Source organism: Desulfovibrio desulfuricans (assembly GCF_004801255.1).
Lineage (GTDB): Bacteria > Desulfobacterota > Desulfovibrionia > Desulfovibrionales > Desulfovibrionaceae > Desulfovibrio > Desulfovibrio desulfuricans_C.
In genome coordinates this window covers 2,722,594-2,748,828 of the sequence record NZ_CP036295.1, presented here as the reverse complement: position 1 = coordinate 2,748,828, position 26,235 = coordinate 2,722,594, and the positions used below count along the sequence as shown (strand labels likewise).

The 26,235-nt window shown below is 60.7% G+C and carries 21 protein-coding genes; 9 read left to right on the top strand and 12 right to left on the bottom strand.

The genetic code is table 11. From position 1 onward, the window contains the following. From DDIC_RS11525 to fliW, 6 genes are all read left to right on the top strand, one after another. Complete coding sequence (locus DDIC_RS11525; RefSeq protein WP_247647470.1) at positions 1 to 1,527, top strand: rod-binding protein; 1,527 nt, start codon at positions 1 to 3, stop codon at positions 1,525 to 1,527. Between the two features lie 220 nt (positions 1,528 to 1,747). Beyond that, positions 1,748 to 2,215, top strand: a complete 468-nt coding sequence (flgN, locus tag DDIC_RS11520) for a flagellar export chaperone FlgN (RefSeq protein ID WP_136400572.1) — start codon at positions 1,748 to 1,750, stop codon at positions 2,213 to 2,215. Positions 2,216 to 2,217: 2 nt separating this feature from the next. Continuing rightward, positions 2,218 to 4,335 carry a flagellar hook-associated protein FlgK gene (flgK, locus tag DDIC_RS11515; protein WP_136400571.1) on the top strand — a complete coding sequence of 706 codons (2,118 nt, stop codon included), beginning with the start codon at positions 2,218 to 2,220 and terminating at the stop codon, positions 4,333 to 4,335. Between the two features lie 9 nt (positions 4,336 to 4,344). Beyond that, positions 4,345 to 5,874 carry a flagellar hook protein gene (locus DDIC_RS11510; protein WP_136400570.1) on the top strand — a complete coding sequence of 510 codons (1,530 nt, stop codon included), beginning with the start codon at positions 4,345 to 4,347 and terminating at the stop codon, positions 5,872 to 5,874. Positions 5,875 to 5,971: 97 nt separating this feature from the next. Then, positions 5,972 to 6,208, top strand: coding sequence for a carbon storage regulator CsrA (csrA, locus tag DDIC_RS11505; RefSeq protein ID WP_136400569.1), 237 nt, complete (start codon positions 5,972 to 5,974; stop codon positions 6,206 to 6,208). Beyond that, complete coding sequence (fliW, locus tag DDIC_RS11500) at positions 6,187 to 6,723, top strand: flagellar assembly protein FliW (RefSeq protein WP_136400568.1); 537 nt, start codon at positions 6,187 to 6,189, stop codon at positions 6,721 to 6,723. The genes csrA and fliW overlap by 22 nt, the downstream gene beginning before the upstream one ends. Positions 6,724 to 7,247: 524 nt before the next feature. Here fliW and dnaJ read toward each other — a convergent pair. Together dnaJ and rpoZ are read right to left on the bottom strand one after the other, a co-directional pair. Further along, positions 7,248 to 8,354, bottom strand: a complete 1,107-nt coding sequence (gene dnaJ, locus DDIC_RS11495; protein ID WP_136401119.1) for a molecular chaperone DnaJ — start codon at positions 8,352 to 8,354, stop codon at positions 7,248 to 7,250. 106 nt (positions 8,355 to 8,460) lie between these two features. Beyond that, complete coding sequence (gene rpoZ, locus DDIC_RS11490) at positions 8,461 to 8,697, bottom strand: DNA-directed RNA polymerase subunit omega (protein ID WP_136400567.1); 237 nt, start codon at positions 8,695 to 8,697, stop codon at positions 8,461 to 8,463. A gap of 259 nt (positions 8,698 to 8,956) precedes the next feature. On the opposite strand from rpoZ, the gene DDIC_RS11485 reads away from it, so the two are divergent. Together DDIC_RS11485 and DDIC_RS11480 are read left to right on the top strand one after the other, a co-directional pair. Further along, positions 8,957 to 9,760 (top strand): tRNA lysidine(34) synthetase, encoded by an 804-nt coding sequence (locus DDIC_RS11485; RefSeq protein WP_136400566.1) that lies wholly within the window; start codon positions 8,957 to 8,959, stop codon positions 9,758 to 9,760. A gap of 35 nt (positions 9,761 to 9,795) precedes the next feature. After that, positions 9,796 to 10,695, top strand: a complete 900-nt coding sequence (locus tag DDIC_RS11480) for a M23 family metallopeptidase (protein ID WP_136400565.1) — start codon at positions 9,796 to 9,798, stop codon at positions 10,693 to 10,695. Positions 10,696 to 11,281: 586 nt separating this feature from the next. Here the strand turns inward: DDIC_RS11480 and DDIC_RS11475 are convergent. From DDIC_RS11475 to DDIC_RS11430, 10 genes are all read right to left on the bottom strand, one after another. Continuing rightward, entirely contained in the window at positions 11,282 to 11,725 is a 444-nt protein-coding gene (locus DDIC_RS11475) for a hypothetical protein (protein WP_136400564.1), read from the bottom strand. A gap of 580 nt (positions 11,726 to 12,305) precedes the next feature. Further along, a complete protein-coding gene (gene gatA, locus DDIC_RS11470; protein ID WP_136401118.1) occupies positions 12,306 to 13,766 on the bottom strand; it encodes an Asp-tRNA(Asn)/Glu-tRNA(Gln) amidotransferase subunit GatA in 1,461 nt (486 codons plus the stop codon). 102 nt (positions 13,767 to 13,868) lie between these two features. Then, positions 13,869 to 14,165, bottom strand: a complete 297-nt coding sequence (gene gatC / locus DDIC_RS11465; protein WP_136400563.1) for an Asp-tRNA(Asn)/Glu-tRNA(Gln) amidotransferase subunit GatC — start codon at positions 14,163 to 14,165, stop codon at positions 13,869 to 13,871. 34 nt (positions 14,166 to 14,199) lie between these two features. Then, entirely contained in the window at positions 14,200 to 15,594 is a 1,395-nt protein-coding gene (locus DDIC_RS11460) for a hypothetical protein (protein ID WP_136400562.1), read from the bottom strand. A 141-nt stretch (positions 15,595 to 15,735) separates the two neighbouring features. Further along, the gene (dnaK, locus tag DDIC_RS11455; protein ID WP_136400561.1) at positions 15,736 to 17,652 is read right to left on the bottom strand and encodes a molecular chaperone DnaK; all 1,917 of its coding nucleotides are present in this window, start codon (positions 17,650 to 17,652) and stop codon (positions 15,736 to 15,738) included. Between the two features lie 302 nt (positions 17,653 to 17,954). Continuing rightward, positions 17,955 to 19,553, bottom strand: coding sequence for a methyl-accepting chemotaxis protein (locus DDIC_RS11450; protein WP_136400560.1), 1,599 nt, complete (start codon positions 19,551 to 19,553; stop codon positions 17,955 to 17,957). Positions 19,554 to 19,924: 371 nt separating this feature from the next. Then, positions 19,925 to 20,536: a recombination mediator RecR gene (gene recR, locus DDIC_RS11445; protein WP_136400559.1), complete on the bottom strand. Its 612-nt coding sequence runs from the start codon at positions 20,534 to 20,536 to the stop codon at positions 19,925 to 19,927. A 4-nt stretch (positions 20,537 to 20,540) separates the two neighbouring features. Next, positions 20,541 to 20,852 (bottom strand): YbaB/EbfC family nucleoid-associated protein, encoded by a 312-nt coding sequence (locus tag DDIC_RS11440; protein ID WP_136400558.1) that lies wholly within the window; start codon positions 20,850 to 20,852, stop codon positions 20,541 to 20,543. A 91-nt stretch (positions 20,853 to 20,943) separates the two neighbouring features. Further along, positions 20,944 to 23,016 (bottom strand): DNA polymerase III subunit gamma/tau, encoded by a 2,073-nt coding sequence (gene dnaX / locus DDIC_RS11435; RefSeq protein ID WP_136400557.1) that lies wholly within the window; start codon positions 23,014 to 23,016, stop codon positions 20,944 to 20,946. A 218-nt stretch (positions 23,017 to 23,234) separates the two neighbouring features. Further along, positions 23,235 to 24,155: a branched-chain amino acid transaminase gene (locus DDIC_RS11430; protein ID WP_136400556.1), complete on the bottom strand. Its 921-nt coding sequence runs from the start codon at positions 24,153 to 24,155 to the stop codon at positions 23,235 to 23,237. 263 nt (positions 24,156 to 24,418) lie between these two features. Between DDIC_RS11430 and DDIC_RS11425 the strand changes: the two genes are divergently transcribed. Then, entirely contained in the window at positions 24,419 to 26,224 is a 1,806-nt protein-coding gene (locus tag DDIC_RS11425; protein ID WP_136400555.1) for a hydantoinase/oxoprolinase family protein, read from the top strand. Positions 26,225 to 26,235 lie beyond the last annotated feature (11 nt).

Genomic DNA, 26,235 nt, shown 5'->3' with positions numbered 1-26,235 from the left:
ATGACCACGCCCATGTCGACCGCGCTTATCCCTCCTGAGGCCGGGGCGGGCGAAATTGCCCGCAACGAAATGCAGTCGCGCCTGGCGGGCCTTGGCAACCTGGGCGGCAAAAAAATGGATCCCGCGCAAAAGGAAAAGAAGCTGCGCGAATCCTGCGAAGGTTTTGAATCCATATTTATACAGAAAATGTGGGAAGAAATGCGCAAAACCCTGCCCAAGTCCACCTTGCTGCACGGCAAGGAGGAGCAGTTCTGGCAGGGCATGTACGATCAGGAACTGGCCAAAAAAATGACATCGGCTGGCGGTATTGGCCTGGCCGACATGATGTATGCCCAGCTTTCGCGCAGTCTTGTTTCGGCCAGCCGCAACACGGCCACAGACGCCTCGTCGGCCAGCCCCCCGGCCTTTACCCCCGAAGCTGCGCCCATGCTTGCGGCCATGCCGTCAGCCGCTGACGGCAGCGACAGCGCTTCTTCGTCGCCCAGCGGCAAAGGCAGGCCGTCTGGTACCGCCGACGGTGTTTACGGCGGGGTTGCGCCTCTGCAGGACGCCGGACATGTGGAAAACGGCTCGGCAGCGGCTCGCACCCTTACCGGCGACCAGGCCGCAGCGGCAGGGCAAGACCCGGAAGAAGCCGCCCGGCTCGCCCAGCAGGCCATGCAGTCCTCGGCGCAGCCAGAGAGGCACAGGGTCGTGCGTACCTCCAATGTTACGGGCAACATGAATTCGGGCCTCAACCTGGCCCGCATGGCGCAGTTTGAGGCTGGCAGCAAGCTTGGCGCCAATGCCGTGCGCCCGCCCATGCAGCAGATGCTGGGTCTTGCCCAACCGCAAAGCCGGTCCGCGCAGCCCAATATGCAGGGAGGACAGGGCGCAGGCGGGCAGGGGGTGGAGCAGGGCAACACCTCCATGAATATGCCCACTATGGACATTGCCCCGCTTACCGGCGACGCATTTGATGCGCAGCCAGCCATGCAGGCCGCCATGCGTCCCCAGCAGGCGCCGCAGCAGATTCAGCCCCAGGCTGGCATGCCCGGTCAGTTTCAGCAGCCGCAGCCCCCGCAAAAGGTTCGTTACACAACCAATGTTCCGCCCTCTGGCCGCAACGGCAAGCAGGGGCTTATACGCATGCTCAACGTCGACGGCTCCAGCCCCAACAGCAACGCGGGCGCAGGCATAGCCGCCTATCACGCCCAACAGGCTCAGGGCGCGGGCATGCAGTCAATGCAGACCGCCGCGCAACCCACAGCCCAGGTAAGCGCGTTGCCCATGTCGGCAGCCGGTCAGTCGGCGGCGCAGGCTGCCAGCCAGCCGACAGCGCAGCCCGCAAGCCCGTCTGCCAGTGCAGGGGCGCAGGTTCCCAATCAGGCGGGAACCCCCGCCGCCGCGCAGAGCGTGGTCAGCCCCGTGCCGCTCACGGGCGGGCAGATATCTGTGCGGCAGGGCGGCCAGAACGCCGACGGCAGAGGCTCCGCCGCTTCTGGCATTCCGCCGCTGACCGCAACGGATGTTTACGGCAGGCAGTAGCCGCCGTGCGGGCCAGGGCCGAATGCGGCTGCATGGGGGAGCAGGCATGGCTGCCGTCTGCGGCGTCGTGCGCCAACCGGCGGCGGATTCAGCACCCCTGCGGCGTGCGGCAAGATTAAGGCACGAAATTTGCTTTGTTTCAGGCGGGGCGGCAGTTTCTGCCATCTCTGCCGGGCGGTAGTTTGAGCGCGGCAGGAGCAAGAGCCCCTTGGAGGAACACATGCACGACATCATTTTTGAATCGCTTTCGCGTCAGGACAAAGCCCTTGGCCTGTTGCGCGTTCTTCTTGAAGAAGAATACAGCCGTCTTCTCAGTCGCGATACCGATGCCGTGGTGTCTCTGGAATTTTCCATTCAGGAACTGATCCGCCATCTGGCCCTGGAAAAAACCTCCGTCATCAAATGGCTTGGGGGTATGCGGGCGGCGGAATATGCCGCCATGCTGCCCGAAGATCAGCACGAAGCCGTACAGGAAACCCTGCGCAGGATAGACGCCGGCGAGCAGGCTGTCTCGCGTCAGGCCTCGCGCAACACAGACCTTTCGCTGGCCCTGCTTGACCAGAGCAGCCGTACGCTTCAGGAACTCACAAGCCGTGCCATGCCGCCCAAGGCCGAGACGTACGGCCGACGCGGGGGCATGAGCGTGCAGCGGCATCCCCAGGCTGCGATTATCTCCGGGAGGCTGTAGTCATGATCAGCAGTCTGTTCAACGTCGGCCAGACGGCAATTAATGCCTCGCAAGCCTGGATTTCGGTCACTGGCAGCAATATCGCCAATGCCGATACCGACGGCTACACCCGCCGGTATGTGGACCAGCGGGATGCGGGCACCATCGTTTCGAGCCCCGGCGGCGAAGGGCAGGGCGTAAATGCGCAGCAGGTACTGCGGTATTTCAATTCGTTTCTTGAAAGCGCCTACGTAAAGCAGTCCACCAACTCCTCCCGCTGGAGCGAGCAGGAAAATATCATGGGTTCGGTTGAAAGCCTGTTCAACGAATCCAACCGGTCCGGCGTCAGCTCGGCCATGAACGCCTTTTTTACCGCGTGGCAAACGCTTGCGTTGCGCCCCGGCGATACTGCCTCGCGCGAGTCGCTGCTTTCGAATGCGGACAACCTCAGCGATATGATCACCAGCACTGCCGCAGGGGTCAAATCTCTGCAAAGCCAGATGGACGTTTCCATCGGGCAGAGCGTGGACCGCGTCAATTCGCTGGCCAAGAGCATAGCGTCGCTCAATAAGCAGATCAGCGCCACCACCGTCGACGGGGTCAGCAATCCCAACGCGCTGCTTGACCAGCGCGACCAGATGGTGCGCGAGCTGGCCACGCTGGCCGATGTAAAAACCGTAGACAACGGCGGCGGCAATTTTACCGTAGCCCTTTCCACCGGCCAGCCGCTGGTGCAGGGCACAAACACCAATGAACTGCAGGTCATGCCCCCGCGCGCGGAAAACAACCTTACGGTGGGTTCTACCTATGCGGGCAACGTGCAGTTTGACGGCACCGACAGCCACGAATACACGCTGGAGGTCGTTTCTGGCGGCAATGCCGCTGCGGCGGGCACGGCAGGCAACCCCTCGTTTCGCGTTTCGCTGGACGGCGGCAAAACCTGGCTGCGCGATGAAAGCGGCAACGAGCTGCATTATGAAATCAGCTCCAGCGGCGGCGGTTCAACGGATTCCGTCCAGGTAAAAAACCTGAAGATTTCGTTTGACTCCACCACCAATTTTACCCAGGGCGACAAGTTTGACATCGTTCCCAAGACCGGCCTGTACTGGATAGAGCCCACGCGCGGCCCGCAGAATATCACGCCTCAGGTCTATTTTGACGGCACGGACAACAATGACCGCGTCTCCGGCGGCAAGCTGGCGACCTATTTTAATGTTCGCGACGACAACTGCGGCCGCTACCTCGACGAGCTGGACGCCACCGCCAAGTCGCTTATCTGGGAAGTAAACCGCATCCACAGCCAGGGCGCGGGCACCTCGCTGCTCGACTACGCGCAGGGGCAGCAGGGTGTTTCAAACACCACCGTACCCCTTGGCTCAGCTCAGGCCGTCTTGCCTGATTCGAGCAGGTTGCAGGCGGGCAACGTCAATTTTTACTTTTACAACAAGACCACGGGCGACTACGTGTCATCCGGACAGCTTGATTTTGACACAGCCACCGCCGGCGTGCAGAATTTTGATCCCACCAAGCATTCGTTGACGGATGTGGCCGCCGCCATCAACAATACGTTTCCCACGCAGCTTTCGGCCAGTATACAGGACGGCAAGCTGATCATTAATACCGCTGCAGGCAGCAACCTGCAGTTTGCCCTGGGCACGGACAGCACGGGCATGATGGCCGCCCTTGGGGTCAACACGTTTTTTACCGGCACTGACGCCGGCTCCATTGCCGTAAGCAGCCAGCTGCACAGCAATGTAAACTACATTGCGGCAGGCCAGGTAAATGGCCAGCAGCAGATCAACAAGGGCGACAACGTCAACGCAACGGCCATCGGCAAGCTGGCCGACACCACTGTGACCATCTCCACCGTGTGGAAGACCACAAGCAACCAGACTATCTCGCAGTATTACGCAAGTCTGGTGACCACCGTGGGTGCGGACACCAAGCTGGCCAAAACAAATTCAGACTATCACTCGACGCTTACGAGCGATATGTCGGATCAGGTGAGCTCTGCTGCGGGGGTGAACCTGGACGAGGAAATGGCAAATCTTATCAAGTATCAGCATTCGTATACGGCGGCAGCCAAGCTGATCACAACCGCAGACCAGATGCTGCAAACCCTTCTTGGGATGAAGCAGTAGGAGGTCAGCATGTCCATACGCGTAACGCAAAGCACCATGTATGATACCCTGACGAGCCAGATGCAGAAAAATCTGGCCGCCTACATGGAAAGCAACGAGCAGGGATCTACCCAAAAAAAGATCAACCGGCCCTCGGATGATCCGGCAGGCACCTATCGTGTGCTGATGACGCGCAACGACATCAGCGCCACCACGCAGTATCAGACCAACGTGGATACCGCCAAGGGCTGGCTTTCGCTGACCGACAACGTGCTGGGCACGCAGCTGAGCACGGCGCTGACAAGCCTCAAAAGTCTGGCCGAGCAGGCTTCCACCGGGTCGTATACCGCGGCAAACCGTCAGCAGATAGCCGACCAGGCCCGGCAGATTTTTGGCCAGATACTCAATCTTTCCAACACGCAGTACGAGGACAACAGCATCTTTGCCGGTCAGCGCTACGACCACAACGCCTTTGAAGAAGGCCTTGCCCTTACCAGCGCCGACACCAACTGGAACACGGCCGTTCAAAACGGCGGCTACACCATTGAGGGCGCGTCAAAAACGACCATGATGGTGCAGTTTACCAGTACTGGCACGCTGGACGGCGGGCCGCAGACTTTTCGCTGGTCAAGTGACGGCGGCACAACCTGGAGCACGGGAACCACCTCGGGCAGAACGCTTTCGGCCAACGGCGTCACGGTAACCATGAAAAGCGACATGGCCGTTACCGCCGCCGACGTGAGCGCGGGCGCCGGCTCGCACAACGGAACCCTGCTCTATGTCCGTCCCACCGCCGTATACCAGGGCGACGACAACGATCCGCCGCCCACCATGACGGTCATGGGCGGCCCGGCCAACCTTGCCACCTCCGCTGCAGGGGCTTTTGGCGGCAATATGCTTGTGCGCATGGACAACGCCGCCAATCTGTCCACCACGGGCAATACCGTCAATTATTCGTACAGCACCGACAGCGGTTCAACCTGGGTGGCGGCAACAGCCACCACCGACGGCACAAACAAGCTGCGTTTGCTGGTCCCCAGCGGCTATGTGGATATGGACGCCTCAACCGTGGCGGGCAATACCGTTACTGCAGGAACGCAGATTCTGGTGCATCCAAACCGCGCCGATCTGAACCTGGAGATAATGAAAGACTCGTATATTTCTGTAAACAACGTGGGCAAGGACATCTTTGGCGGCTATTACGAAGGCAAGCCCGCCCTTGATTCGTCCACAAACCTGTTTGACGTGGTTGGCGAGTTCATCGGCTATTGCGAAAACAACAATCAGGAAGGCTGCCAGCAGACGCTCACCAAAATCGCCAGCGTGCAGCAGAATATTCTTACCCAGACGGCCCGTGTGGGCGGTCTTGAAAACCGGGTTTCCACCGCCAGCGATATGCTCAGCTTTCAAAAGGTAGACCAGCAGGACCGTTTGAGCTACACTGAAGATATAGACTTGACTGAGCTGCTGACAAAACTTACCCGGCAACAGTTGACCTACCAGACAGTGCTTCAGTCTTCATCAAAGATCATGCAGATGAGTCTGTCAAGTTACCTGTAATGCCGGATGCTGGCGGATCAGCCGCCCGACTGCCGGACCATCGCGTGAGCACTGGCGCGGTGCGGTTCATGCAACGATATAATTAACGGAAGCACCTATGCTCATATTGACGCGACGCCCGGGGGAGAGCCTTTACCTGGGCGAAAATATACGCATAACTATCCTGGGCATGCAGGGCAAACAGGTCAAACTAGGCCTGGAAGTGCCTGATGACACCACGATATACCGCGAAGAAGTATACAAACGGGTTGTTGAAGAAAACCGTCGGGCCCTTGAAACCAGTACTAATGACCTTATGGTGGCTGCTGAACTATGGCACGAAACAAAGAAATAGAAATCGACACCCGTCTTGGACGTCGTTGCATCGATACGGACAAGGTTATCCACTTTCCCCGTGGGCTGGCTGGTTTTGAAAACGAACGGGATTTTATCCTGTTGCAGATCAGGCCTGAAGCACCTTTGCTTATCCTGCAAAGCGTGAGCACGCCGGTAGTGGGGTTGCTGGTGGCTGATCCCTACAGCTTTTTTGACAAATCTTATGCGCCGCAGGTGGGCGATGCCGAAAAGCAGCTGCTGAGCATCGAAAGCCTGGAACAGGCCGCCGTGCTGGTGACGGTATCCATCCCGGCGGGAGCGCCCGAAAAGGCTGTGCTCAACCTCACCGGACCCATCGTCATCAACTATGAGGTGCGCATGGGGCTGCAGGTTCCGCAAAGCGCCGACGGGCCGCAACAGGTCAACATGCATTCGCTCAAACCGGTAGAGGCCGAGGAACAGGCGGCGGCTCAATCCGCTGGCGAGGTCGCGCCTTCGTGCGGCTGCAGCCACAAGGATGCCCCGCAAGAATAATTTTTTTCTGTCAATTTGTTTAAAGAACCCGTCTGGTTATGCAGGCGGGTTCTTTTTGTTGCTTTTAGGGGGTACGTTTTTTGCGCCTGCAGATATGTGCGTATTTCCCAGCAACATGCTGTTATTGTATGTACTGCTGTGCGCGAGGGGTGTCTGAAATTTGTTTGCGGTGGTGAAAAAAATAACTTGCATGTTGTCAGACCCAGTGCTAGATTGAGCGCACAAACAGTGTGTAATTTGTCTAGATAAAAAGAATTTTTATGGGAGTGCAACCCCTCCTGTATAAAATTGCAGATGGCAACCCTCGGCAGGCGCACAGCCCCTTCTGTGAACCCCGCTTCCCCTTAAGCGGAACCGTTTGCCAGCCTCTGCGTCCGTACCGCTTCTCCTTGCCTGGCTGAGCGGTAATCAGGACAAATTTGACCCGGCGGCATACCACGATGCCGCCGGGTCAAATATTTTTTCGTCCATAAAAGCAAAAAGCCGGGAAACCCGGCTTTTTGCTTGATATGCGGCAGAAAAATCTAGTCTATGCCCATGGCTTTGCTGATTTTTTTGGCTGCTTTTTTGACTTTTTCCAGGGGGCTCTTTTCCACTGCGGCTTCAAACTCTCGCAGCAGTTCTTCCTGCCTGGCAGAAAGGCGCGTGGGGGTAAGCACCCGTACTTCCACCAGCAGGTCGCCGCGCGATCTGCGGCCGGGATAGGGCATACCCTCGCCCGCCATGCGCAGCAGCGTGCCGCTCTGTATGCCCTTGGGAATTTCAAGGGGCAGGTTGCCGTCCAGACCGGGCACATCGGCCCGGTGCCCAAGAGCCGCCTGCACAAAGTTGATCTCAAGGGTGTAGATGAGGTCTTGACCCTGACGCTGCCAGCGTTTGTCCTGCTCAACGGTAAGCACTACGTACAGGTCGCCCGCAGGGCCGCCGTGCACGCCGGGTTCACCCTCGCCGCGCACGCGCAGGCGGGTGCCGCTGTCCACACCGGCAGGCACGCGCACCACAAGCTCGCGGGTATCTGTGGTTATGCCCTCGCCCTTGCATTTGGGGCAGGGTTTGGTGATCACACGGCCTGTGCCCTGGCACGAGGGGCAGGGCATGGAAATCTGAAAGAATCCCTGCGAGCGGCGAACCTGCCCCGTGCCATTGCACTGGCGGCAGGTCTCGGCCTTGCTGCCCGGCGCGGCTCCGCTGCCGTTGCACTCGGAACATGTCACATGCTTGGGCAGCGAAATGCTGATTTCGTCACCCTTGGCCGCCTGGGCAAAGGTGACGGTCAGGTTGTAACGCAGGTCTGCCCCAGCCATGGGCCGGGGCCCACGCGTGGCAGTGGAAAAACCAAAAAGATCACCGAAAATGTCGCTGAAGTGCGCAAAAATATCGTCGTTGCTGCCAAAACCACCAGCTCCGCCCTGCACGCCTGCGCGGCCAAAGCGATCATAGCGTGCGCGTTTTTCGGGGTCGCGCAGCACGTCGTAGGCCTCGGCGGCTTCCTTGAACTTCTGTTCGGCCTCGGCATTGTTGGGGTTGTGGTCAGGGTGATACTTTAAGGCCATCTTACGGTAGGCCCGCTTTATTTCGTCATCTTCGGCGCTGCGGCTTACGCCCAGCACTTCGTAGTAATCGAGCTCCATCGTAGTTCCGGTCACTGTGCGGCTTGTGCGCCTGTGCTAAAGGTTGTACATAAACGCGGCGGCTCCCACTGGGGAAGCCGCCGCGCGGACAGTCTGTCCCCAAGGGCTAATCTTCTGCGTCGGTCATTCCCTGGCCGGGCAGGGGGCAGTAAAGGCTGACGTCATCGGGCAAAACTTTTCCTGCGGCAATTTCGCGCAGAGCGGTCACGGCCTCTTTGTTGCGCGATTCCACAAGGGGTTCGTAGCCTTCGCGGTACTGATGCACACGCTTGATGGCCATCTGCACCAGGAGAAAACGGTTATCAACGCGTTCCTGGCAATCTTCAACGGTAATGCGGGCCATGCTGCCTCCGTAAGTGCGGCTCAAGCGCCGCATTCCGGGCTGCCACAGGCAACCCGGTTGATAAATAATACCGCCCGACCATTTGTAAAGGCCGGGCGTGTTCATACGCCTTTGTCCAGGATTACCCTGCTGAAATATGAATTAATATATGTCGTCTGCTGTGCTGTCAATAGCCCCGCATGTCGGCAGTTCACAAGGCACTCCGGCTGCGCCGCCAGCAAGCGGCCTTGCCCGCCAACAAATTATACGGAAAAATTTTATGAGCAGAGAAAAAAGATCGTTTGCCCAGGAAACCTGCGTTAAAAGTGCGGGCAAGGCCATGCAAAAAACCGGCATGCTGTGGCCGGGTTGCAGGGTCGCCGTGGCTGTTTCGGGCGGAGTGGACAGCTTTGTGTTGCTGCAAAGTCTTAAAATTCGCCAAGGAATCGTACCTTTTCACTTTGAATTGATGGCCATTCATCTTAATCCCGGCTTTGATGAAAAAAGCCATGCGGCCCTGTTGCCCTGGCTGGCCATGCGCGGCATACCGGGGCATATTGAAATGACCACCTATGGGCCTGACGCGCATTCTGAAAAAAATCTGCGCAGGTCGGCCTGCTTTCGCTGCTCGTGGCTGCGCCGCAAGCGGCTGTTTGAACTGTGCGGCCAGTATGGGATAACCCACCTTGCCCTTGGGCATAATGCCGATGACCTGGTGCAGACGTTTTTTATGAATCTGTGCCGTAATGGCCGCGTAGACGGCATGAGCATGAACGAATCGTTTTTTGGCGGCGGGCTGCAGCTCATACGTCCGCTGCTGCTGGTGGAAAAAAAGTTTATCCTCAAGGCCGCAAAACAGTGGGAGTTGCCCATCTGGGCCAACGCCTGCCCCTCGGCGGGAAATACCGCCCGCAGCTCCATGGGTGAAACCCTCGAGCACCTTTACGGGGTTTCAAAAGATTCGCGTCGCTGCATTTTTAACGGACTGACCCGCTGGCAGCTCGACAAAAGCAGCGCCCGTAAAGACTTGCCGGCAGAGGTCCCCTTGCCGGACGCCGAAGCGCCGGATTCCGCAGCCGATTGACACGGGCCGCTTACCGGACCTAGAGTACGGACTCGATGCTTTTCGGCAAATATCACATAGTCATCTTCACCGAAGGTCGTAGCGGCAGCCGCAATGTGCGCATGCGCGGCTGGTTGGGCTTTATCGCCTGTCTGCTTGTGCTGGCTCTGGTGGCCTGCAACGTATGGCTGCTGCGTAACTGGCTTGAGGCGCGGCACCTTGGCGACGATCTGCGCAACGCGGACAAAACCATTGAAGAGCAGCGCCGCCAGCTGGTGAACCTCATTGAGCGCATCTCTGTCGTGGGACGCGACCTTGAGCGGGTGCAAAGCTTTGACGCCAAGCTGCGCATCATGATGAATATGGAAAAAGACCCCGCTGAGGCCGGGTCCATTGGCGACAAACCCGGCGATTTTTCGCGCACTTACCTGCCCCTGCACCGGCAGGAGCTTGCCGCCCGCAAGATGCTCGATTTTCTCACCCGGCTTTCCGAATCAGTCAAGCTTGAGGAAGTGCGCCAGCAGGATTTGTTGCTGGCCCTGCGCGAAAACCGCGACGCCCTTTCTTCCATGCCGACCATCTGGCCGGTGGTGGGTTTTGTTTCATCCAGTTTTGGCTGGCGGTCCGGGCCGTTTGGCGGGCGTGGGCAGTTCCACAAGGGGCTGGATATCACCAACCGCATAGGCACGCCCATTATTGTACCCGCGCAGGGGCTTGTTACCCTCTCGGGGCGTGACGGCGCCTACGGCTTTAGCGTCGAGATCAATCACGGCAGCGGCATAGTCACCAAGTACGGTCATATGCAACGTTGCGCCGTGCAGGAAGGCCAGTGGGTCAAGCGCGGCGAGATCGTGGGCTATGTGGGCATGAGCGGGCGCACGACGGGGCCGCATCTGCATTATGAGGTCCGCCTTAACGGCGTGCCGGTTGACCCCATGCGTTATATCCTGGAATAATTTCAACATGTTGGCTGGGTGAACCGTTAGCGTCGATTGCTTGAGGGCGGGGTGAGCCCGTCGAGAGCATTTACGCAAACCCGTCTTTTTTGGCCTGACGGCGTTAAAATCCTGTTTTTGCTGCTCACGTACATAAGTACGCTGCGCTCAAAAACAGGATTTTTCCTTGTCAGGCCAGAAAAATGCGTATTTTGCAAATTCCCTCAACACCAGCCATCGCCTTCGCTTTGCTTCGGCGAGTATAAGGAAGGCAGCGCCACGACCTGCTTTTGATAGCGAACGTAATTCCTGGTGCGTATGCTAGGCTGATTTTGTACATACGGTGTTTCGCCTTGCCGTGAGCGAGGAAAAGTAAAGATCTACAGAAAAGAGACGAAAAATACTGCTGAGGTTGGCGTGAGAGAAGAAAAATGTAGTGAAGACAGAAATGGGCAGGGTGATTTTTTGCGTCGATTGCTTGAGGGCGGGGTGAGCCCGTCGAGAGCATTTACGCAAACCCGTCTTTTTTGGCCTGACGGCGTTAAAATCCTGTTTTTGCTGCTCACGTACATAAGTACGCTGCGCTCAAAAACAGGATTTTTCCTTGTCAGGCCAGAAAAATGCGTATTTTGCAAATTCCCTCAACACCAGCCATCGCCTTCGCTTTGCTTCGGCGAGTATAAGGAAGGCAGCGCCACGACCTGCTTTTGATAGCGAACGTAATTCCTGGTGCGTATGCTATCCGGCTGATTTTGTTCATACGGTGCTTCGCCTTGCCGTGAGCGAGGAAAAGTAAAGATCTACAGGAAAGAGAAGAAAAATGCTGCTGAGGTTGGCGTGAGAGAAGAAAAAATGCAGTGAAGACAAAAATGGGCAGGGTGCGCCGTAGCGGTGGTTGCTTGAGGGCGGCAGGGAAGAATCCAATCAAGGCAAAAATGAGAAGAGGGGGGTTGGCTGGAGGGAGAGGTCCTCTCTTTTTTTCAACGGTCAGATTTGCCAGTGGTATTTGGCTGAAGCGGAATTTGACCAGAGCGGGAGCGGTGTCTGGCATTTACGCGTCGCGGAGGGAGATCACCTGAGCGAGTGGAGCGAGGGAAGGAAGCTCCCGCAGCATAAGACGCGTGCCCTCGCCGTTTTGCGGAAGTTGAATGTTCCTCTTAGGGGGTGTTCCGGGGGGAGTGCAGAGGGGGCCGAGGAGGGGCGCAGCCCCTAACAGGCCCCCTTGCCCCACGCCGGGGAGGCCTCCCAAACAGCGCCGGGGGGCGCAATCCCGCGTCCGCAGGGCAGCAAGCCCAAAACAAGTATGCCCCCCACGCCGGGGAGGCGTCCCAAACAGCGCCGGGGGGCGCAATTCCATGCCCGCAGGGCAGCGCGTCCAAAACAAGTATGCCCCCACGCCGGGGAGGCGTCCCAAACAGCGCCGGAAGGGCGAAATCCATTCCCGCAGGGCAGCAAGCCCGAAACAAAGTATGCCCCCCACACCGGGGAGGCGTCCCAAACAGCGCCGGGGGGCGCAATTCCGCGCCCGCAAGCATAAAAAGTCCATTCCGCACCGCAGGGCCGCCCTCAAAAACAACAAAAAGGGAGCAAGCCCTCGGCCTGCTCCCCATGCATCCATACAAAAAAACAATCTACAACTTTGGTGCGCCAATCTTCGGTAGCGCCTGCTCCAAGGCAAAACCCAGCGCGAGCAATTCGCCCTCGGCAAAGGCTTTGCCAAACAGCTGCATGCCCACCGGCATGCCGCTTTCCGCACCAAGGCCCACGGGCATGGAAAGCCCGGGCAGACCCGCAAGGTTGAGCGAAAGCGTGTAGGCATCCATGAGGTACATCTGCAGCGGATCCGCAGTGAGGCTGCCTACGGTCCATGCCGTAACAGGCGAAACCGGGGCCCACAGGGCGTCGCACTTGTCGAGGGCAGCCAGATATTCGTCGCGGATAAGGCGGCGCACCTGCGCGGCCTTGCGGTAGTAGGCGTCGTAATAGCCGGAGGAGAGTACATAGGCCCCCAGCATGATGCGGCGTTTTACTTCCTGCCCAAAGCCCTGGGTGCGCGAGTGCACGTACAGCTCTTCAAGGTTTTTAATGTCGCTGGCGCGGCGTCCATAGCGCACGCCGTCAAAGCGAGCGAGGTTGGAGCTGGCTTCGGCCATGGCGATGATATAGTAGGTGGCAATGGCCGCATCGGTGTGCGGCAGGCTTACTTCCACCAGTTCTGCGCCCTGCGCCTGCGCTATGCCCATGGCGTTCTGGCACACGGCGCGCACCTCGGGGGCCAGGCCCTCGCCAAAGAATTCCTTGGGAATACCCAGCCGTGCGCCCTTGAGGCCGTTGCCGCCCAGGGCGGCAACGTAGTCGTCCACGGGGCGGGGAGCGCAAGTGCCGTCGCGTTGGTCATGCCCGGCAATAACGCCGAGCACACGGGCGCAGTCTTCCACCGTGCGGGTCAGGGGGCCCACCTGGTCCAGCGATGAACCATAGGCAATGACGCCATAGCGCGAAACACGTCCGTAGGTGGCCTTGAGACCCACGCAGCCGCACAGCGAGGCGGGCTGGCGGATGGAACCGCCCGTGTCTGTGCCAAGCGAGGCAAAACACTGACCGGCCGTGACAGAAGCGGCAGAGCCGCCGCTGGAGCCGCCGGGCACCCTGCTGGTGTCGCGGGGGTTGCGGGTGGTCTGGTAGGAGGAGTTTTCCGTGGTGGAACCCATGGCAAACTCGTCCATGTTGGCCTTGCCGAGGATGATCGCCCCGGCCTCGCGCAGCAGCTGCACGGCATAGGCGTCATAGAAAGGCGTATAGTTTTCAAGGATGCGCGAGGCCGCGGTGGTGCGCAGTCCCTTGGTGGAGAGGGCGTCCTTGACGGTCACGGGCACGCCCCACAGGGGCTTGGACGGGTCGGGGCCTTGCCTGTCCATTGCGGCGGCAGCGGCAAGCGCACCTTCCCTGTCAATGGTAAGCATGGCGGAGATGCCGGGTTCTGTGGCATCCATGCGCGCAAGGCAGGCTGTAACTGCCTCTGCGGCTCCCAGTTCCTTTTTTTGCAGGGACTGGGCCGCCTGGGTCAGCGAGAGGGAGCAGATTTCGGTCATGTCGTTCTCAAATATGTTCTGCACGGCGGCAAATTCCGCACAATGCTGTACACTCGTTGGGGGCGGCCCTGCTGTCTTGCGGCGCGGCCACCCATGGCCAGATTAGACGATGCGCGGCACCATAAAATACTCGCCGTCGGCTTCGGGAGCGTTGGCCAGCACCTCGGTGCGCTCGCGCCGCCGGGCAGCGACGTCTTCGCGCAGGTGGCCGGGGTGCTGGGCCGGGCTGTACAGCGGTTCAACATCGTTGGTGTCCACCTGGGCAAGCACATCCATGTAGGCCAAAATATCACCCATCTGACGGGCAAACAGGATCTGTTCTTCTTTACTGACGCTCAACCGTGAAAGCGTCGCCATGTGGGTTACTTCATCCAGACTGATGGTTTTGTTGTCTGCCATGTGCGATCCTTTAAAGGCATGCCTGCGGGCGCGGCTAGCGCGCTGTGGGCAGGCTGAGTTTATACGAGGGGCGGGGCGTGTTGCTCATTATGGGCGCGGACGGCGGCGTCTGACCCTGCTGCACGGCGGGGGCGGCTTCCGCCCCGGCGGCAGGGGCCGCAACTGGCGCGCCCGTGGCGTCCACAGGCGGCAGGCCCTGCATGCGCAAGGCAGACTGCTGCAGCACGCGTGCGCGGGTCTGCTGGAAGGTCTCTATATTCACCGGAGTCATGCCCGTGGGCGACACGCCAAACAAAAAGAGCTTTTGGTGCGCCACGCCAGCGTTGTCCCACGAAATGGGCGCCATGCCCCAGATCATCTTTGAGGCGCGCTGGGCGCGGGCGGTGACCTGCGGCGTCGTCAGACGCGAATCAAGCCCCATGGACACGGCAAAGCGTACAAAGTCGTAGCCCAGGGCGTTCCAGAAGTCCGTGCCGGGAACCTGCAGGGCGCGGGGCGCCTGCGGCTGGTTCCATGCGGCGGGAAAAACCGCCAGCGCGTATTTGTCGGCATTGGAGATGGTTTTGCCCGAGAGGCTCTGCTCCCACAGCGTTGTGCCCAGAAGCACCAGACGATCCTCGCCGTTGTAGAGCAGGCTTGTGGTCAGCATTTCCATGCTCTTCCACGAGTCGGGCAGGAACAGGCCTTCAAAGGAGGTTTGCGGCACAGGGGTTTTGCTGCCCTGCGGCGTTTGCGCGTTGATGAGCGGGGCCACAGCATCGCTCCACGACGTGGGGTCGGCGGGATTGTACGAGGCCTTTTGCAGCAGCATGTTCTGACTGGCGAGGCTTTGTTCCATAAGGCCCGTCATGCGCACGCCGTACGCGTCGGTTGGGTAAAACGCGCCGTAGGTGCGGATATTCATGCCTGTGGTGGCAAAGCCGATGAGCGTATCAATCTGGTCTTGCGGGCTGGGGAAAAAGCGCCATGCCCGCGCGCCCTCGTCGCCCTGCTCAAGCGAGGGAACAAAGGTAAAGAACGCCCGCTTTTCCAGCTGGCCGTGCTCGCGTGCCTGAGCGTAATTGCGCGCCTGAAGGGGGCCGCCCACAACCGAGCAGGCCTGCGGCAGCGCGTCAAGGCGCTGCAGCCAGTCCGGGGCTTCGGTATTGATGGTTTCCAGACGCAGCTTGACGCCGTTTGCGGCCAGCTCGTTCTGGGCCATCTGCGCGCCGTGGCGCACCTTGCCCGCAATGGCGGCGTAGGTGCCCGACGAGGGCAGGGCCAGCACAACGCAAGGGCCGGTTGCCGGCGCGGGCGCCACCGGCTGGGGTTTGGGTTCGGGGGCTCTCTGCCCCATGCCAAAGGGCATCTGGCACGCGGCAAGACAGCCAAGAAGTGCCAGCAGCAAAATATTACGTGCCAGCACGACGAAAGGGCGGCGTATGGTCATGGCGGAATCCTGGTTGTAGTACCGACAGGCCCGCCGTGCGCGGGCCGCAAAAAAAGGTCTGGTTCAGGGAACCAGACCTTTTTAGTACAGGGCAGGCGTGGTTGCAAGTTCGGGGCGACTGCCGCCGAATTGCGCGCCCGCTTATTTCTTTACTTCGGTATAGTCCGCGTCCACCACATCGTCTCCGGCATTGCCGTGCTGGTGGCCTGCTCCGGCAGCGCCAGCGTCCGCGCCGGGCTGTCCGCCGGTTTGCTGGGCCTGCTGCTGGTAGAGCTGCTCGGCCAGCTTGTGCGAGGTCTTGGCCAGGTCTTCGGTGGCAGCCTTGATGGCTGCGGCGTCTTCGCCTTCCATAAGTTTGCGCAGGGCGACGATTTTACCGTCGATGTCGCTCTTGAGGGCGGCATCGGCCTTGTCGCCCAGGTCGCTGAGCGATTTTTCCGTACCGTAGATCAGGCTGTCGGCGTGGTTACGGGCTTCGATAACATCCTGCTTTTTCTTGTCTTCTGTGGCGTGGGTCTCGGCCTCGCGCACCAGACGCTGAATGTCGTCTTCAGACAGGCCAGAAGAAGCGGTAATCTTGATGGACTGTTCCTTGCCGGTGCCCATGTCCTTGGCGGACACGTTCACAATGCCGTTGGCGTCGATGTCAAAAGACACTTCGATCTGCGGCACGCCTCGGGGCGCCGGGGGAATGCCCGCCAGGTCGAAACGCGCCAGGGTCATGTTGTCGGGGGCCATGGGGCGCTCACCCTGCAGCACATGGATGGACACCGAGGGCTGGTTGTCGGAGGCCGTGGTGAACACCTGGCTTTTACGCGTAGGAATGGTGGTGTTGCGGTCAATCAGCTTGGTGAACACGCCGCCCATGGTTTCGATGCCAAGGGAGAGCGGGGTCACGTCGAGCAGCAGCACGTCCTTGACGTCGCCGGTGAGGATGCCGCCCTGAATGGCGGCGCCCATGGCCACAACTTCGTCAGGGTTCACGGAGCGGTTGGGCTCCTTGCCAAAAAACTTGCCCACAACCTGCTGTACCATAGGCATACGGGTCATGCCGCCGACGAGGATGACTTCGTCAATCTGCGAGGCGCTCATGCCGGCGTCGGCCAGGGCTTTTTTGCAGGGCTCGATGGTGCGGTCCACAAGGTCGCTGACCAGCGATTCAAGCTTGGCGCGGCCAATCTTGATGAGCATGTGCTTGGGGCCGTTTTGGTCGGCAGTGATAAAGGGCAGGTTGACCTCGGCCTCCATGGAGGTGGAGAGGTCTTTTTTGGCCTTTTCAGCGGCTTCTTTCAGGCGCTGCAGGGCCATGCTGTCCTTGGAAAGGTCAATGCCGTTTTCGCGCTTGAATTCTTCAACGAGGAAGTTGATGACGCGCTGGTCAAAGTCTTCGCCGCCGAGGAAGGTGTCGCCGTTGGTGGCGCGCACTTCAACCACGTTGTCGCCCACTTCAAGGATGGAAATATCGAACGTGCCGCCGCCAAGGTCGAACACGGCGATCTTTTCGTTGGCTTTTTTGTCCGCGCCGTAGGCCAGCGAGGCCGCGGTGGGTTCGTTGATGATACGCTTGACGTCAAGACCGGCGATGCGGCCCGCGTCCTTGGTGGCCTGACGCTGGGCATCGTTGAAGTACGCAGGCACGGTGATGACGGCTTCGGTTACGGTCTCGCCGAGGTATGCCTCCGCATCGGCCTTCAGCTTGGCCAGAATCATGGCCGAAACTTCAGGCGCGCTGTAGGTGCGGCCGTCCACTTCCACGCCGGCGTCCTCGTTGGCGGCTTTTACGATGGCGTAGGGCGAATGCTCCTTCCACCGGCCAACTTCGGGGCTGTCAAACTTGCGGCCCATGAGGCGCTTGATGGCAAAAACCGTGCGCTTGGGGTTGGTGACTGCCTGACGTTTGGCAATGTCGCCCACCAGGCGTTCCTTATCTGTAAAGGCCACCACTGAAGGAGTGGTACGCCCGCCTTCAGGATTGGTGATGCATTTGGGGTCCTTGCCCTCCATGACGTAGACGCAGGAGTTGGTGGTACCCAGGTCGATGCCTATAATCTTGGACATATCTGAATCCTCCTCAGGAAAACTTCTCGTTACGCTTCGCGCTACCACCTCCGAGGGACCTCAGGGGGCCGCAAACGGCGGCGAGCGCGGGAAAATCAGCACCAGTGGTCAGGTGCGAACAATATGTAAGTCCTTCTCCGTTATCGTCCAGAGCGGGCGGGCAAAAAAAATCAAAAAACTTGCTAATGCCGTTGTTTGCGAGCTGCTGGCAGGTTTTTTTGCCGTAAGATGCAAAAAAGCCGCCGAAACAGTGTTTCGGCGGCTTTGAATGTCGCGTGGTTTTATCTGGTCGTACGCGGTAATCAGGCCTTGGCCTTGGCCTCACGGATCCGGTCGTCCTTGCGGATGGCGTCGAGAATGCCGGTAACAATGCCCACCTGCTCCGCCAGATCGCGCACCTGCCCCGTTGCGGCGTTGGTGGCCTCGGCGATGCGGGCGCTCAGGGTGTTGACCTCGGCAATATTGCGGTTGATTTCTTCCGACGCGGCCGACTGCTGCGTGGCGGCGGTGGCGATGGCGGAAACGCGGCTGCTGGAGTCGCCCGCGAGGTTGGAGATAAGGTCAAGCGAGTGCCCCGACTCCTGCGCCATGCGGCTTACTTCTTCGATGGAAGTCACCGTGTTGTCGACGGTGCTGGAGCTTTTGTCGGTGCCTTCCTGAATGGCGGCAATAGCTTTTTCCACTTCGCTGGTGGCGCTCATGGTTTTTTCGGCCAGCTTGCGCACCTCGTCAGCCACGACGGCAAAGCCCCGCCCGGCATCGCCAGCGCGGGCCGCCTCGATGGCGGCGTTAAGCGCCAGCAGGTTGGTCTGGTCGGCAATGTCGCGGATAAGCGTAAGAACCGCGCCGATATCCCGTGCCTGTTTGTCCAGGGTGCTCATTTCGTGCTTGAGGCCAGAGGCCTTTTCCTGCACTTCCTGCATGTTCTGGATGGTACGCAGCACAATGCCCGTGCCTTCCTGCGCATGCCCCTGCACCGAGGTGGCGGCCTCGGCCGCGCCATCGGCGTTGTGCGCCACTTCAAGCACGGTGGAATTCATTTCGTCCATGGCTGTGGCGGTTTCGGCCATGCGGTCGGCCACCGTGCCCGATTTGTCGCGCACGTCGTTCAGCGACGTGTCGAGGGTATTGGCGGCGTGCTGCAGGGTTTCCACCACGCCTTCAAGCTGGTTGACCGTGTCCATGCGAGCCTTGTGGGCGGATTCTTCGGCCTTTTTTTCAAGGATGATGCGCTCGGTGATATCCTCGCCAATTTCCACATGGCCAACAGTATTGCCGTTTTTGTCTTTCAGAAAATCAAGCATGATCTGCATGGTCTTGCCGTTGGGCATATGGTTGATGACCTGCTTGCTGCCACGGCGCAGCTGCTCGATGCCGCACTGGGGAGTGTTGCAGATGTTGCCCTGTTTTTCAGAGCAGTGTTTGCCCACGACGTCTTCCTGGCAATATTTGCGCATGCCCGTGAGGGCGGCCTTGTTGCAGAACGTCCAGATCATGTCGTTGTCTGTTACGGAAATGGAAAGGGGCAGCGTGTCAAGAATGCTCTCGTACCAGTGGGACTGGCCTTCAAGCTTTGCGACCATGTCGCGCAGCGCCTGGGCCAGATGCCCAAGACAGTCGGCCCTGTCCATATCCAGCGTGGCCTTGGTATCGCCTGCGGCAACGGCCCTGGCGTACTCCACGCATTTGCGTATGGGACAAAGCCTGTTGCAGATGAACAGCGAACCGGCAACAGCCAGCAGCGCGGTGAGGCCCGCCCCGATGAGCAGCGCCTTGAACGCGCCGCCGCCAGTAAGGGCATCGCCCATAACCATGTTGAAGCCTATGAACATGGCCATGCATGCCAGCATAAGGCTCAGGACATATACAAAAATGATGCGGGAACTCAACGTCATATTCATTGCAAGCAACCTCATTGTGCGCTGTTGGTTCGCTCTGGTGCGGCAGGCGCCCGGGACGCCGACGCCCGCTCTCAGGTTTTAAGCGCAGAACCGCACCTCGCGAAACCCCAAGGGCGGGGAATCGCGCTCTTCCGCAGTGTGTTTGCCGCATGTCGCGGCTAAATCACCTGCCATATACAAGCGCAGTAGTAGTATATGCAGGTCGACGGAAAAACAAGCGGTTTGCTGACTTGCACATGCTGCAAAAACAGCCTCAAGAAGAGCTGAACGTCTCTGGTTTATCGTATTTACGGCAGATCGGAGAGAAGATTTATGCCTGAACGAAAAAAAGCGGACCAAACCAGGAAGGATAGGGGGGGCAAACTCGGGGCCTAGGCCAGATCCTGACGGAACTGCAGCGACTGGCGCAGGGTTTCCTTGTCCATATATTTGACCTCGGCCCCAAGGGGAATACCCTGAGCCAGGCGTGAAACGCGCACTGAGGGAAACTGCCTGCGCACCATCTGACGGATGAACGAAGCCGTGTTTTCCGCCTCAAGGGTTGCGCCCAGGGCGAGAATGAGCTCCTGAATTTCGCCTTCGGCCAGGCGCTTTACCAGCCTGTCCATATCCAGGCTGTCAGAATCCATGCGCTCAAGCGGAGCGATCAGGCCGCCCAGAATCATGTATTGGCCGTGATAAAAGCCGCCTTCGTCCAGAGTAAGCATGCTGTCCCATTCCGTCACCAGGCACAGCGTATCGCGAGCACGCTCTGCATCGGAGCAGACCGGGCACGGGTCGGTGGACGAAAGCCCGCCGCAGCGCGAGCACAGGTGCAGGTTGTCGCGCAGGTCGTGGATGCCGCGCCCGAGCCTGCGGGTTTCGGCCTCCGGCCACTTGAGCAGGGCCATGGCCGCACGCATGGCGGATTTGGGGCCAAGGCCCGGCAGACGCGAAAGCTGCTCTACCAGGGCCTTGAGCGGTTCGGGAATCCTGTCGTGCATGGCGCTAGAAAAGACCGGGCAGCTTGATGCCGCCTGAGATGGCGCTCATCTCGCGTTCCATGGTTTCGCGGGCAATGCGGCCAGCTTCATTGACGGCAGCCAGAATGAGATCCTGCAGCATTTCGACGTCGTTGCCCTCAAGAGCCTTGGGGTCGATAACAAGTTTGCGCAGTTCCTGCTTGCCCGAAACCTCGGCCTTGACCATGCCGCCGCCGCTGCTGGCTTCGTAGCTGTGCTCGCCCAGATCCTGCTGAAGTTTGGCGATCTTGTTTTGCATAACCTGCGCCTGGCGCAGAATGTCGTTCATGTTCCGCATGTGTTTCTCCTTGCGTCTGTTGCATGCTTCCGCTCCCGGCGGCGTGGCCGATGGTCGCGAAAATTTTTTATTGCCCTGGCGGGCGGCGCCGTTACTGGTCGATGGGGCGGCAGCCTTTGACCCGCGCATTCAAAACTTCGAGACAGTGGCGCAGCTCCGGCTTTTGGCTGAATTCGTCAATCAGCTCCGCCTCTGGCCTGTAGGGCCGGGGAGCCACGATTTCAAGTCGCGTCTGCCCTGCGCCGTATGCCGCCAAAGCGGCCATGAGCTCCTCACGCCCGCGCTCAAGCTGAAACTGCTGGGTCTCGGCCTTGGGCGCAAGGCGCAGCACGCCGTCCTTCCACGTTGCGGCAACGCTGCGCAGCAGGTGCTGACGCGGCATGTCGCGCCCGCCATTTTGCCACGTGGTGCAAAAATCGCAAAACGCAGCCCAGTTGCAGGCGGCCTCGCCCTGAGGCGCGCCGTGCGTTGGGGCGGCCGCAGGGGGCGTCTCCACGGCGCGGGGGTTGCCCTCGCCGGAAGTAGCCTGGTCAAAATGTTCGTCTGCGACGCATTGCACCAGAGGCCGCTTCCCTGCTGGCTGCCTTGCGGGGGCGTCGCTCGCCGTAGGTGCGCTGGCCGCGTCCCGGACTTTGGCTGCTGCAGCTCCGCCGCCAGCGTTGGCATTCCCTTGCGGGGGCGGCGTCGGCCGCCATGGGCGGTGCGTCGGCGTTGCCGGGGCAGAGGTGGGGGCGTCGTTGCGCGGCGCGCTGCTCGGGTCTGCGCTGCTGTCCCCGGTGTTCGGGGCCGCGTCCGGTTCGTCCGAGTCTCCGTCGTCGGCGTCGTTGGCGGCGTGCTGGGTCGAGGCTGCATCTCTGGGCCGGGCCTGCACGGCCTGAGCGGCCTCGCTGGACACGGTCGCCGAGCTGTCCCCGCGCGGACTCGCCGCCGCAACGGTCTGCGCCTGCGCGACTGCCCCCATACTAGGCGGTTGCCCGCAAGCCTGGCCCGTAGTCTGGCACGTAGTCTGGCCCGTAGCCTGGCCCCCATTGGGGCCGCCTGGGCCTGGCGTCGTCTGTCCCACTGGCAGCAGCTGCGGCAGCAGGGCCAGGTTGAGCAGCAACAGCTCCAGCGCGGCTGCCGGTTCTGGGCTTTGCACGATGCCGCGCTGCGCGTCAAGGGCCATTTGCCATGCCGCATGCAGATGCGCCGCAGAAAAGCGGGGGGCTATGCCCTGCCACATTGCCGCCTCGTCAGCGGGCAGGCGCAGACTTGGCACAATGGCCTGACCGCTCTGGCGCAGCAAAAAAAGATTGCGCAGGTTGCCCGCCAGCTCGCGCATAAAAAAGCCAATGTCCACACCCTGCTGCAATATCTGCCCGCACAGGGTCGCGACGGCGGCGCAGTCCTGACTGTGCAGGGCCTCGAACAGCTCGGCAAACAGCTCCTGGCCCGCAAGCCCCAGCACTTGCCGGGTGGCGGCCACGGTCAGCTCCGCGCCGCCCAGCGCCAGCGTCTGGTCGAGCAGCGACATGCTGTCGCGCACGCTGCCTGCGGCCCTGCGCGCGATAAGCCGCACGGCCCCTTCTTCAAAGGCCGCGTTTTCTTTGCGCAACACGGCCGAGATGTGCGCAAACAGCGCATCTTCGCTCAGATGCCTGAAGACAAAATGCTGGCAGCGGCTCACAATGGTAATGGGGAACTTGTGCGCCTCGGTGGTGGCAAAAATAAAGACGACGCGCTCCGGCGGTTCTTCCAGCGTTTTGAGCAGCGCGTTGAAGGCGTTGCGGGTGAGCATGTGCGCTTCGTCGATGATAAAAATCTTGTAGCGGCCCTCCATGGGCGCGTAGCCGATGGTTTCGCGCAGCGAGCGGGCGTCTTCGACGCTGTTGTTGGAAGCGCCGTCGATTTCCGTCACGTCCACATGCACGCCCTGGGTAATCTTGCGGCACTGTTCGCACTGGTTGCAGGGCTCCGGCCCCGGCGCGTGCTGGCAGTTGAGCGCCTTGGCAAAAATGCGCGCGATGGTGGTTTTGCCCACGCCTCGCGTGCCGCTCAAAAGATAGGCGGCGGCTGGCCTGTCTTCGGCAGCGGCGCGGGAAAGGACGGCCTTGACCATGTCCTGTCCTGCTACCTGAGCGAAGTTTTGCGGCCTGTATCGTGCGGCGAGAGAGAGATGTTTCATGGCGCTCGTTGCCTTTGAAAGATGACCAACGGGCTGTCGGGCAGTCCCGGGTTACGCCGCAGGGCGAACCCGCAGAAAAGGCTTTTGCCTGACGCGCCGCTGGCAGCACGGGGCATGCGGGCGGGCGGAGCAGGTCGGTGGTTTATTCGGGCGGTTTCGCCAAAGCAAAACCGCCCGAAACATATCTGAACGCGGCAGGCCGTGCGGCCCGCTGGGTGTTACACGCTGAAGCGGTGCAGCCAGCCCTCGTACTTGGGGTTTTCGCCCTTGACGATCTTGAAGAATTCCTTCTGCAGGTGCTTTGTCACCGGGCCAGCATGACCAACGCCGATCTGGCGGTGATCCAGCTCGCGGATGGGGGTGATTTCAGCCGCCGTGCCGGTGAAGAAAGCCTCGTCGGCAATATAGAATTCGTCGCGGGTAAACTGCTGTTCTTCCACGGTATAGCCAAGGTCTTTGGCCAGGGCCATGACGGAGTCGCGCGTCAGGCCGCCCAGGATGGACGTCCAGGGGGTGGTTTTGATCACGCCGTTGCGCACGATAAAGATGTTCTCGCCCGTGGCTTCAGAGACAAAGCCGTTGGTGTCGAGCATCACGGCTTCGTCGTAGCCGTCGTCCTTGGCCTCCACCTTGGCAAGGATGGAGTTGATGTAGTTGCCTGCGGCCTTGGCTTTGGACATGCTGGTATTCACATGGCTGCGGGCAAAGCTGCTGGTTTTGACGCGAATGCCCTTTTCAAGGGCTTCTGCGCCAAGGTACGCGCCCCAGGGCCAGACGGCGATGATGGTCTGCACCGGGTTGTTGCCGGGGTAGACGCCCATTTCGCCATAGCCCACAAACGACAGCGGGCGCACATAGCCCTCGCGCAGTTCGTTGGCCTTGAGGGTTTCAACACAGGCTTCTACCAGCTGGTCGGGCGAGAAGGGTACTTCAAGGCGCATAATTTTAGCGGAGTTAATTAGGCGCTTGCAGTGGTCTTCTAAGCGAAAGACGGCGGACGTGCCGTCGGCGCAGGCGTAGGCGCGAATGCCTTCAAATACGGCGCTGCCATAGTGCAGGGCGTGGGTGAGCACATGAACCTGTGCCTGTTCAGAAGGGAGCATTTTTCCGTCAAACCAGATAAACTTTGTTTTCTGCATGGCTTTCCTCCGCAGTAGCCTGCTGTATAAAACGCGGTCGTGCCGGGGCAGTCCCGGCGGTTGCCGCAAGAGCAAAAATCTACTGAAAATGGGCGCGTATGGCAAGCAGTTGCGCCTATTGCCGATAAGAATATCCGTAATTGCAGGCGCATGCTGCTGCGGCAATCGCTTGCGCGGCGGCATGCGGGGCAATAAAGGGCTGGCCCTGCGGCTGGCGATGCCGTATGTTCATGACTGCCAACTAGCATTATGAGGCTGAAATTATGAGCGAAACATATGTGCTGGGCATAGATGCCGGGGGCACGCACACAGACGCTGTGCTGCTGGCCTGCCCCGTCGCCGATATGGGCGCAAGCCGCGCGTCCGCGCCTGCCGCACGTCTGGCGGCCTTTGCCAAGGTGCGCACCCGGCACGACGACCTGCCCCGCTCTGTGCGCGAAGTGCTCGCCGCGCTGGCCAAGGCCGCTCCCGGCTGCGATTTTGGGCGCATCTCGCGCGTGACCCTTGGGGCCACCCTTGCCGTCAACGCCCTGGTGCAACATCGGGCGGATACCGTGGGGCTGGCCGTCTCCGCTGGGCCGGGGCTTGACCCGCGCCGGTTTGCCATGGGCGGGCAGGTGTGCGTTGTACCCGGCGGGCTGGATCACCGGGGCGTTGAGGTCAGCCCCCTGCAGACAGGCGTGCTGCGCGAGGCCGCTGCGGCCTGGCGCAAGGCCGGTGTGGCCGCCGTGGCCTGCGTGGGCAAATTTTCGCCGCGCAACGCCGCGCACGAGCAGGCCATGGCCAAGGCCGTGCGCGAAGACATGCCGGGCATGCCCGTGACCGAAGGGCACAGGCTTTCGGGTCGGCTCAACTTTCCCCGTCGGCTGGCCACGGCCTACTTTAACGCCGCAGTGGAGCGCCTGCACAATACTTTTCTGGATGCTGTGGAGTCGGCCCTTGCCGATGCGGGCATCAGCGCCTCGGTGCGTCTGCTCAAGGCCGACGGCGGGGCTGTGCCGCTGGCGTTTTCACGCCGCGAGCCGGTGCAGTCCATCCTTTCCGGCCCTGCGGCCAGCGTTATGGGCGTACTGGCCCTGTGCGGCGGCAGCGCAGCCATGCAACAGGGATGCAGCCTGCTGCTCGACATGGGCGGAACCACCACCGATATGGCCCTTTTTGTGGACGGCTCGCCCGTGGTGGACAGAGACGGCATGCTGCTTGAGGGCCGGCGCACCCTGGTGCGGGCGCTGGCGACGGTCTCCATCGGCGTCGGCGGCGACTCGCTGCTTGATGTCGATGCGAAGCCCGGTGCGGCCCGGCCCGTGCGTACGGGCCCCCTGCGCGAAGGCCCGGCCATGGCCTTTGGCGGAGAGCGGCCAACCCTGCTGGACGCTCTTAATGTACTGAACAGCCACGCTGCCGACGCGACAGCCCGTGCTTCTGCCGGGGAGACCGCAGACGCAGCGGCGGGCGATGCGGCCGCTTCAGCTGCGGGCATAACCGCGTTGGCAGCCCTGCACGGTCTTGCCCCGCTGGATCTGGCGCGCATGGCTGTGGACGACGCGCTGAAGCAGGTGGCAAACGCCGCCCGCGATCTGGCCGCTGGCGTCAATGCCCGCCCCATATACACCCTTGCGGCGCTCAAGGCCCTGCGTGAGGCGCGCCCCACGCATGCCTGGCTTGTGGGCGGCCCGGCGGGTTGCGTGGCGCACCGTCTGGCGCAGGCTCTGGGCATGCCGGTGGAAACGCCTGCTCATGCCGATGTGGCCAATGCCGTGGGCGCAGCACTGACCCTGCCCACGGACGCGCTCGAGCTCTACGCCGACACCGGGCGGGGCGTGCTGACCGTGCCCGCGCTGGACATCACCGAGCGCATCGGCAAGGCTTACAGCCTTGGCGAAGCCCGCGAACGGGCCAGCGCCCTGTTGCGCCAGCGGCTGGAAGCGGCGGGAGAGAGCGGGGCGCGGGTTGAGGTGACCGAGGCCGACATTTTTGCCACGCTCGACGACGCGGGTTTTGGCAGCAGAGACATCAGGGTTGTCTGTCAGGTAATACCAGGTCTTGCCGCCTCCATGAAGAATATGTGAACGGGGCGTGG

Coding starts and splice junctions, on each gene's coding strand:
- DDIC_RS11450 (WP_136400560.1), bottom strand. CDS start 19,553: ATGAATATGACGTTGAGTTCCCGCATCATTTTTGTATATGTCCTGAGC.
- DDIC_RS11480 (WP_136400565.1), top strand. CDS start 9,796: ATGCTTTTCGGCAAATATCACATAGTCATCTTCACCGAAGGTCGTAGC.
- DDIC_RS11460 (WP_136400562.1), bottom strand. CDS start 15,594: ATGACCATACGCCGCCCTTTCGTCGTGCTGGCACGTAATATTTTGCTG.
- DDIC_RS11475 (WP_136400564.1), bottom strand. CDS start 11,725: ATGCCAGACACCGCTCCCGCTCTGGTCAAATTCCGCTTCAGCCAAATA.
- dnaJ (WP_136401119.1), bottom strand. CDS start 8,354: ATGGAGCTCGATTACTACGAAGTGCTGGGCGTAAGCCGCAGCGCCGAA.
- DDIC_RS11525 (WP_247647470.1), top strand. CDS start 1: ATGACCACGCCCATGTCGACCGCGCTTATCCCTCCTGAGGCCGGGGCG.
- csrA (WP_136400569.1), top strand. CDS start 5,972: ATGCTCATATTGACGCGACGCCCGGGGGAGAGCCTTTACCTGGGCGAA.
- DDIC_RS11440 (WP_136400558.1), bottom strand. CDS start 20,852: ATGCGGAACATGAACGACATTCTGCGCCAGGCGCAGGTTATGCAAAAC.
- flgK (WP_136400571.1), top strand. CDS start 2,218: ATGATCAGCAGTCTGTTCAACGTCGGCCAGACGGCAATTAATGCCTCG.
- recR (WP_136400559.1), bottom strand. CDS start 20,536: ATGCACGACAGGATTCCCGAACCGCTCAAGGCCCTGGTAGAGCAGCTT.
- gatC (WP_136400563.1), bottom strand. CDS start 14,165: ATGGCAGACAACAAAACCATCAGTCTGGATGAAGTAACCCACATGGCG.
- DDIC_RS11510 (WP_136400570.1), top strand. CDS start 4,345: ATGTCCATACGCGTAACGCAAAGCACCATGTATGATACCCTGACGAGC.
- flgN (WP_136400572.1), top strand. CDS start 1,748: ATGCACGACATCATTTTTGAATCGCTTTCGCGTCAGGACAAAGCCCTT.
- dnaK (WP_136400561.1), bottom strand. CDS start 17,652: ATGTCCAAGATTATAGGCATCGACCTGGGTACCACCAACTCCTGCGTC.
- rpoZ (WP_136400567.1), bottom strand. CDS start 8,697: ATGGCCCGCATTACCGTTGAAGATTGCCAGGAACGCGTTGATAACCGT.
- dnaX (WP_136400557.1), bottom strand. CDS start 23,016: ATGAAACATCTCTCTCTCGCCGCACGATACAGGCCGCAAAACTTCGCT.
- DDIC_RS11430 (WP_136400556.1), bottom strand. CDS start 24,155: ATGCAGAAAACAAAGTTTATCTGGTTTGACGGAAAAATGCTCCCTTCT.
- DDIC_RS11485 (WP_136400566.1), top strand. CDS start 8,957: ATGAGCAGAGAAAAAAGATCGTTTGCCCAGGAAACCTGCGTTAAAAGT.
- fliW (WP_136400568.1), top strand. CDS start 6,187: ATGGCACGAAACAAAGAAATAGAAATCGACACCCGTCTTGGACGTCGT.
- DDIC_RS11425 (WP_136400555.1), top strand. CDS start 24,419: ATGAGCGAAACATATGTGCTGGGCATAGATGCCGGGGGCACGCACACA.
- gatA (WP_136401118.1), bottom strand. CDS start 13,766: ATGACCGAAATCTGCTCCCTCTCGCTGACCCAGGCGGCCCAGTCCCTG.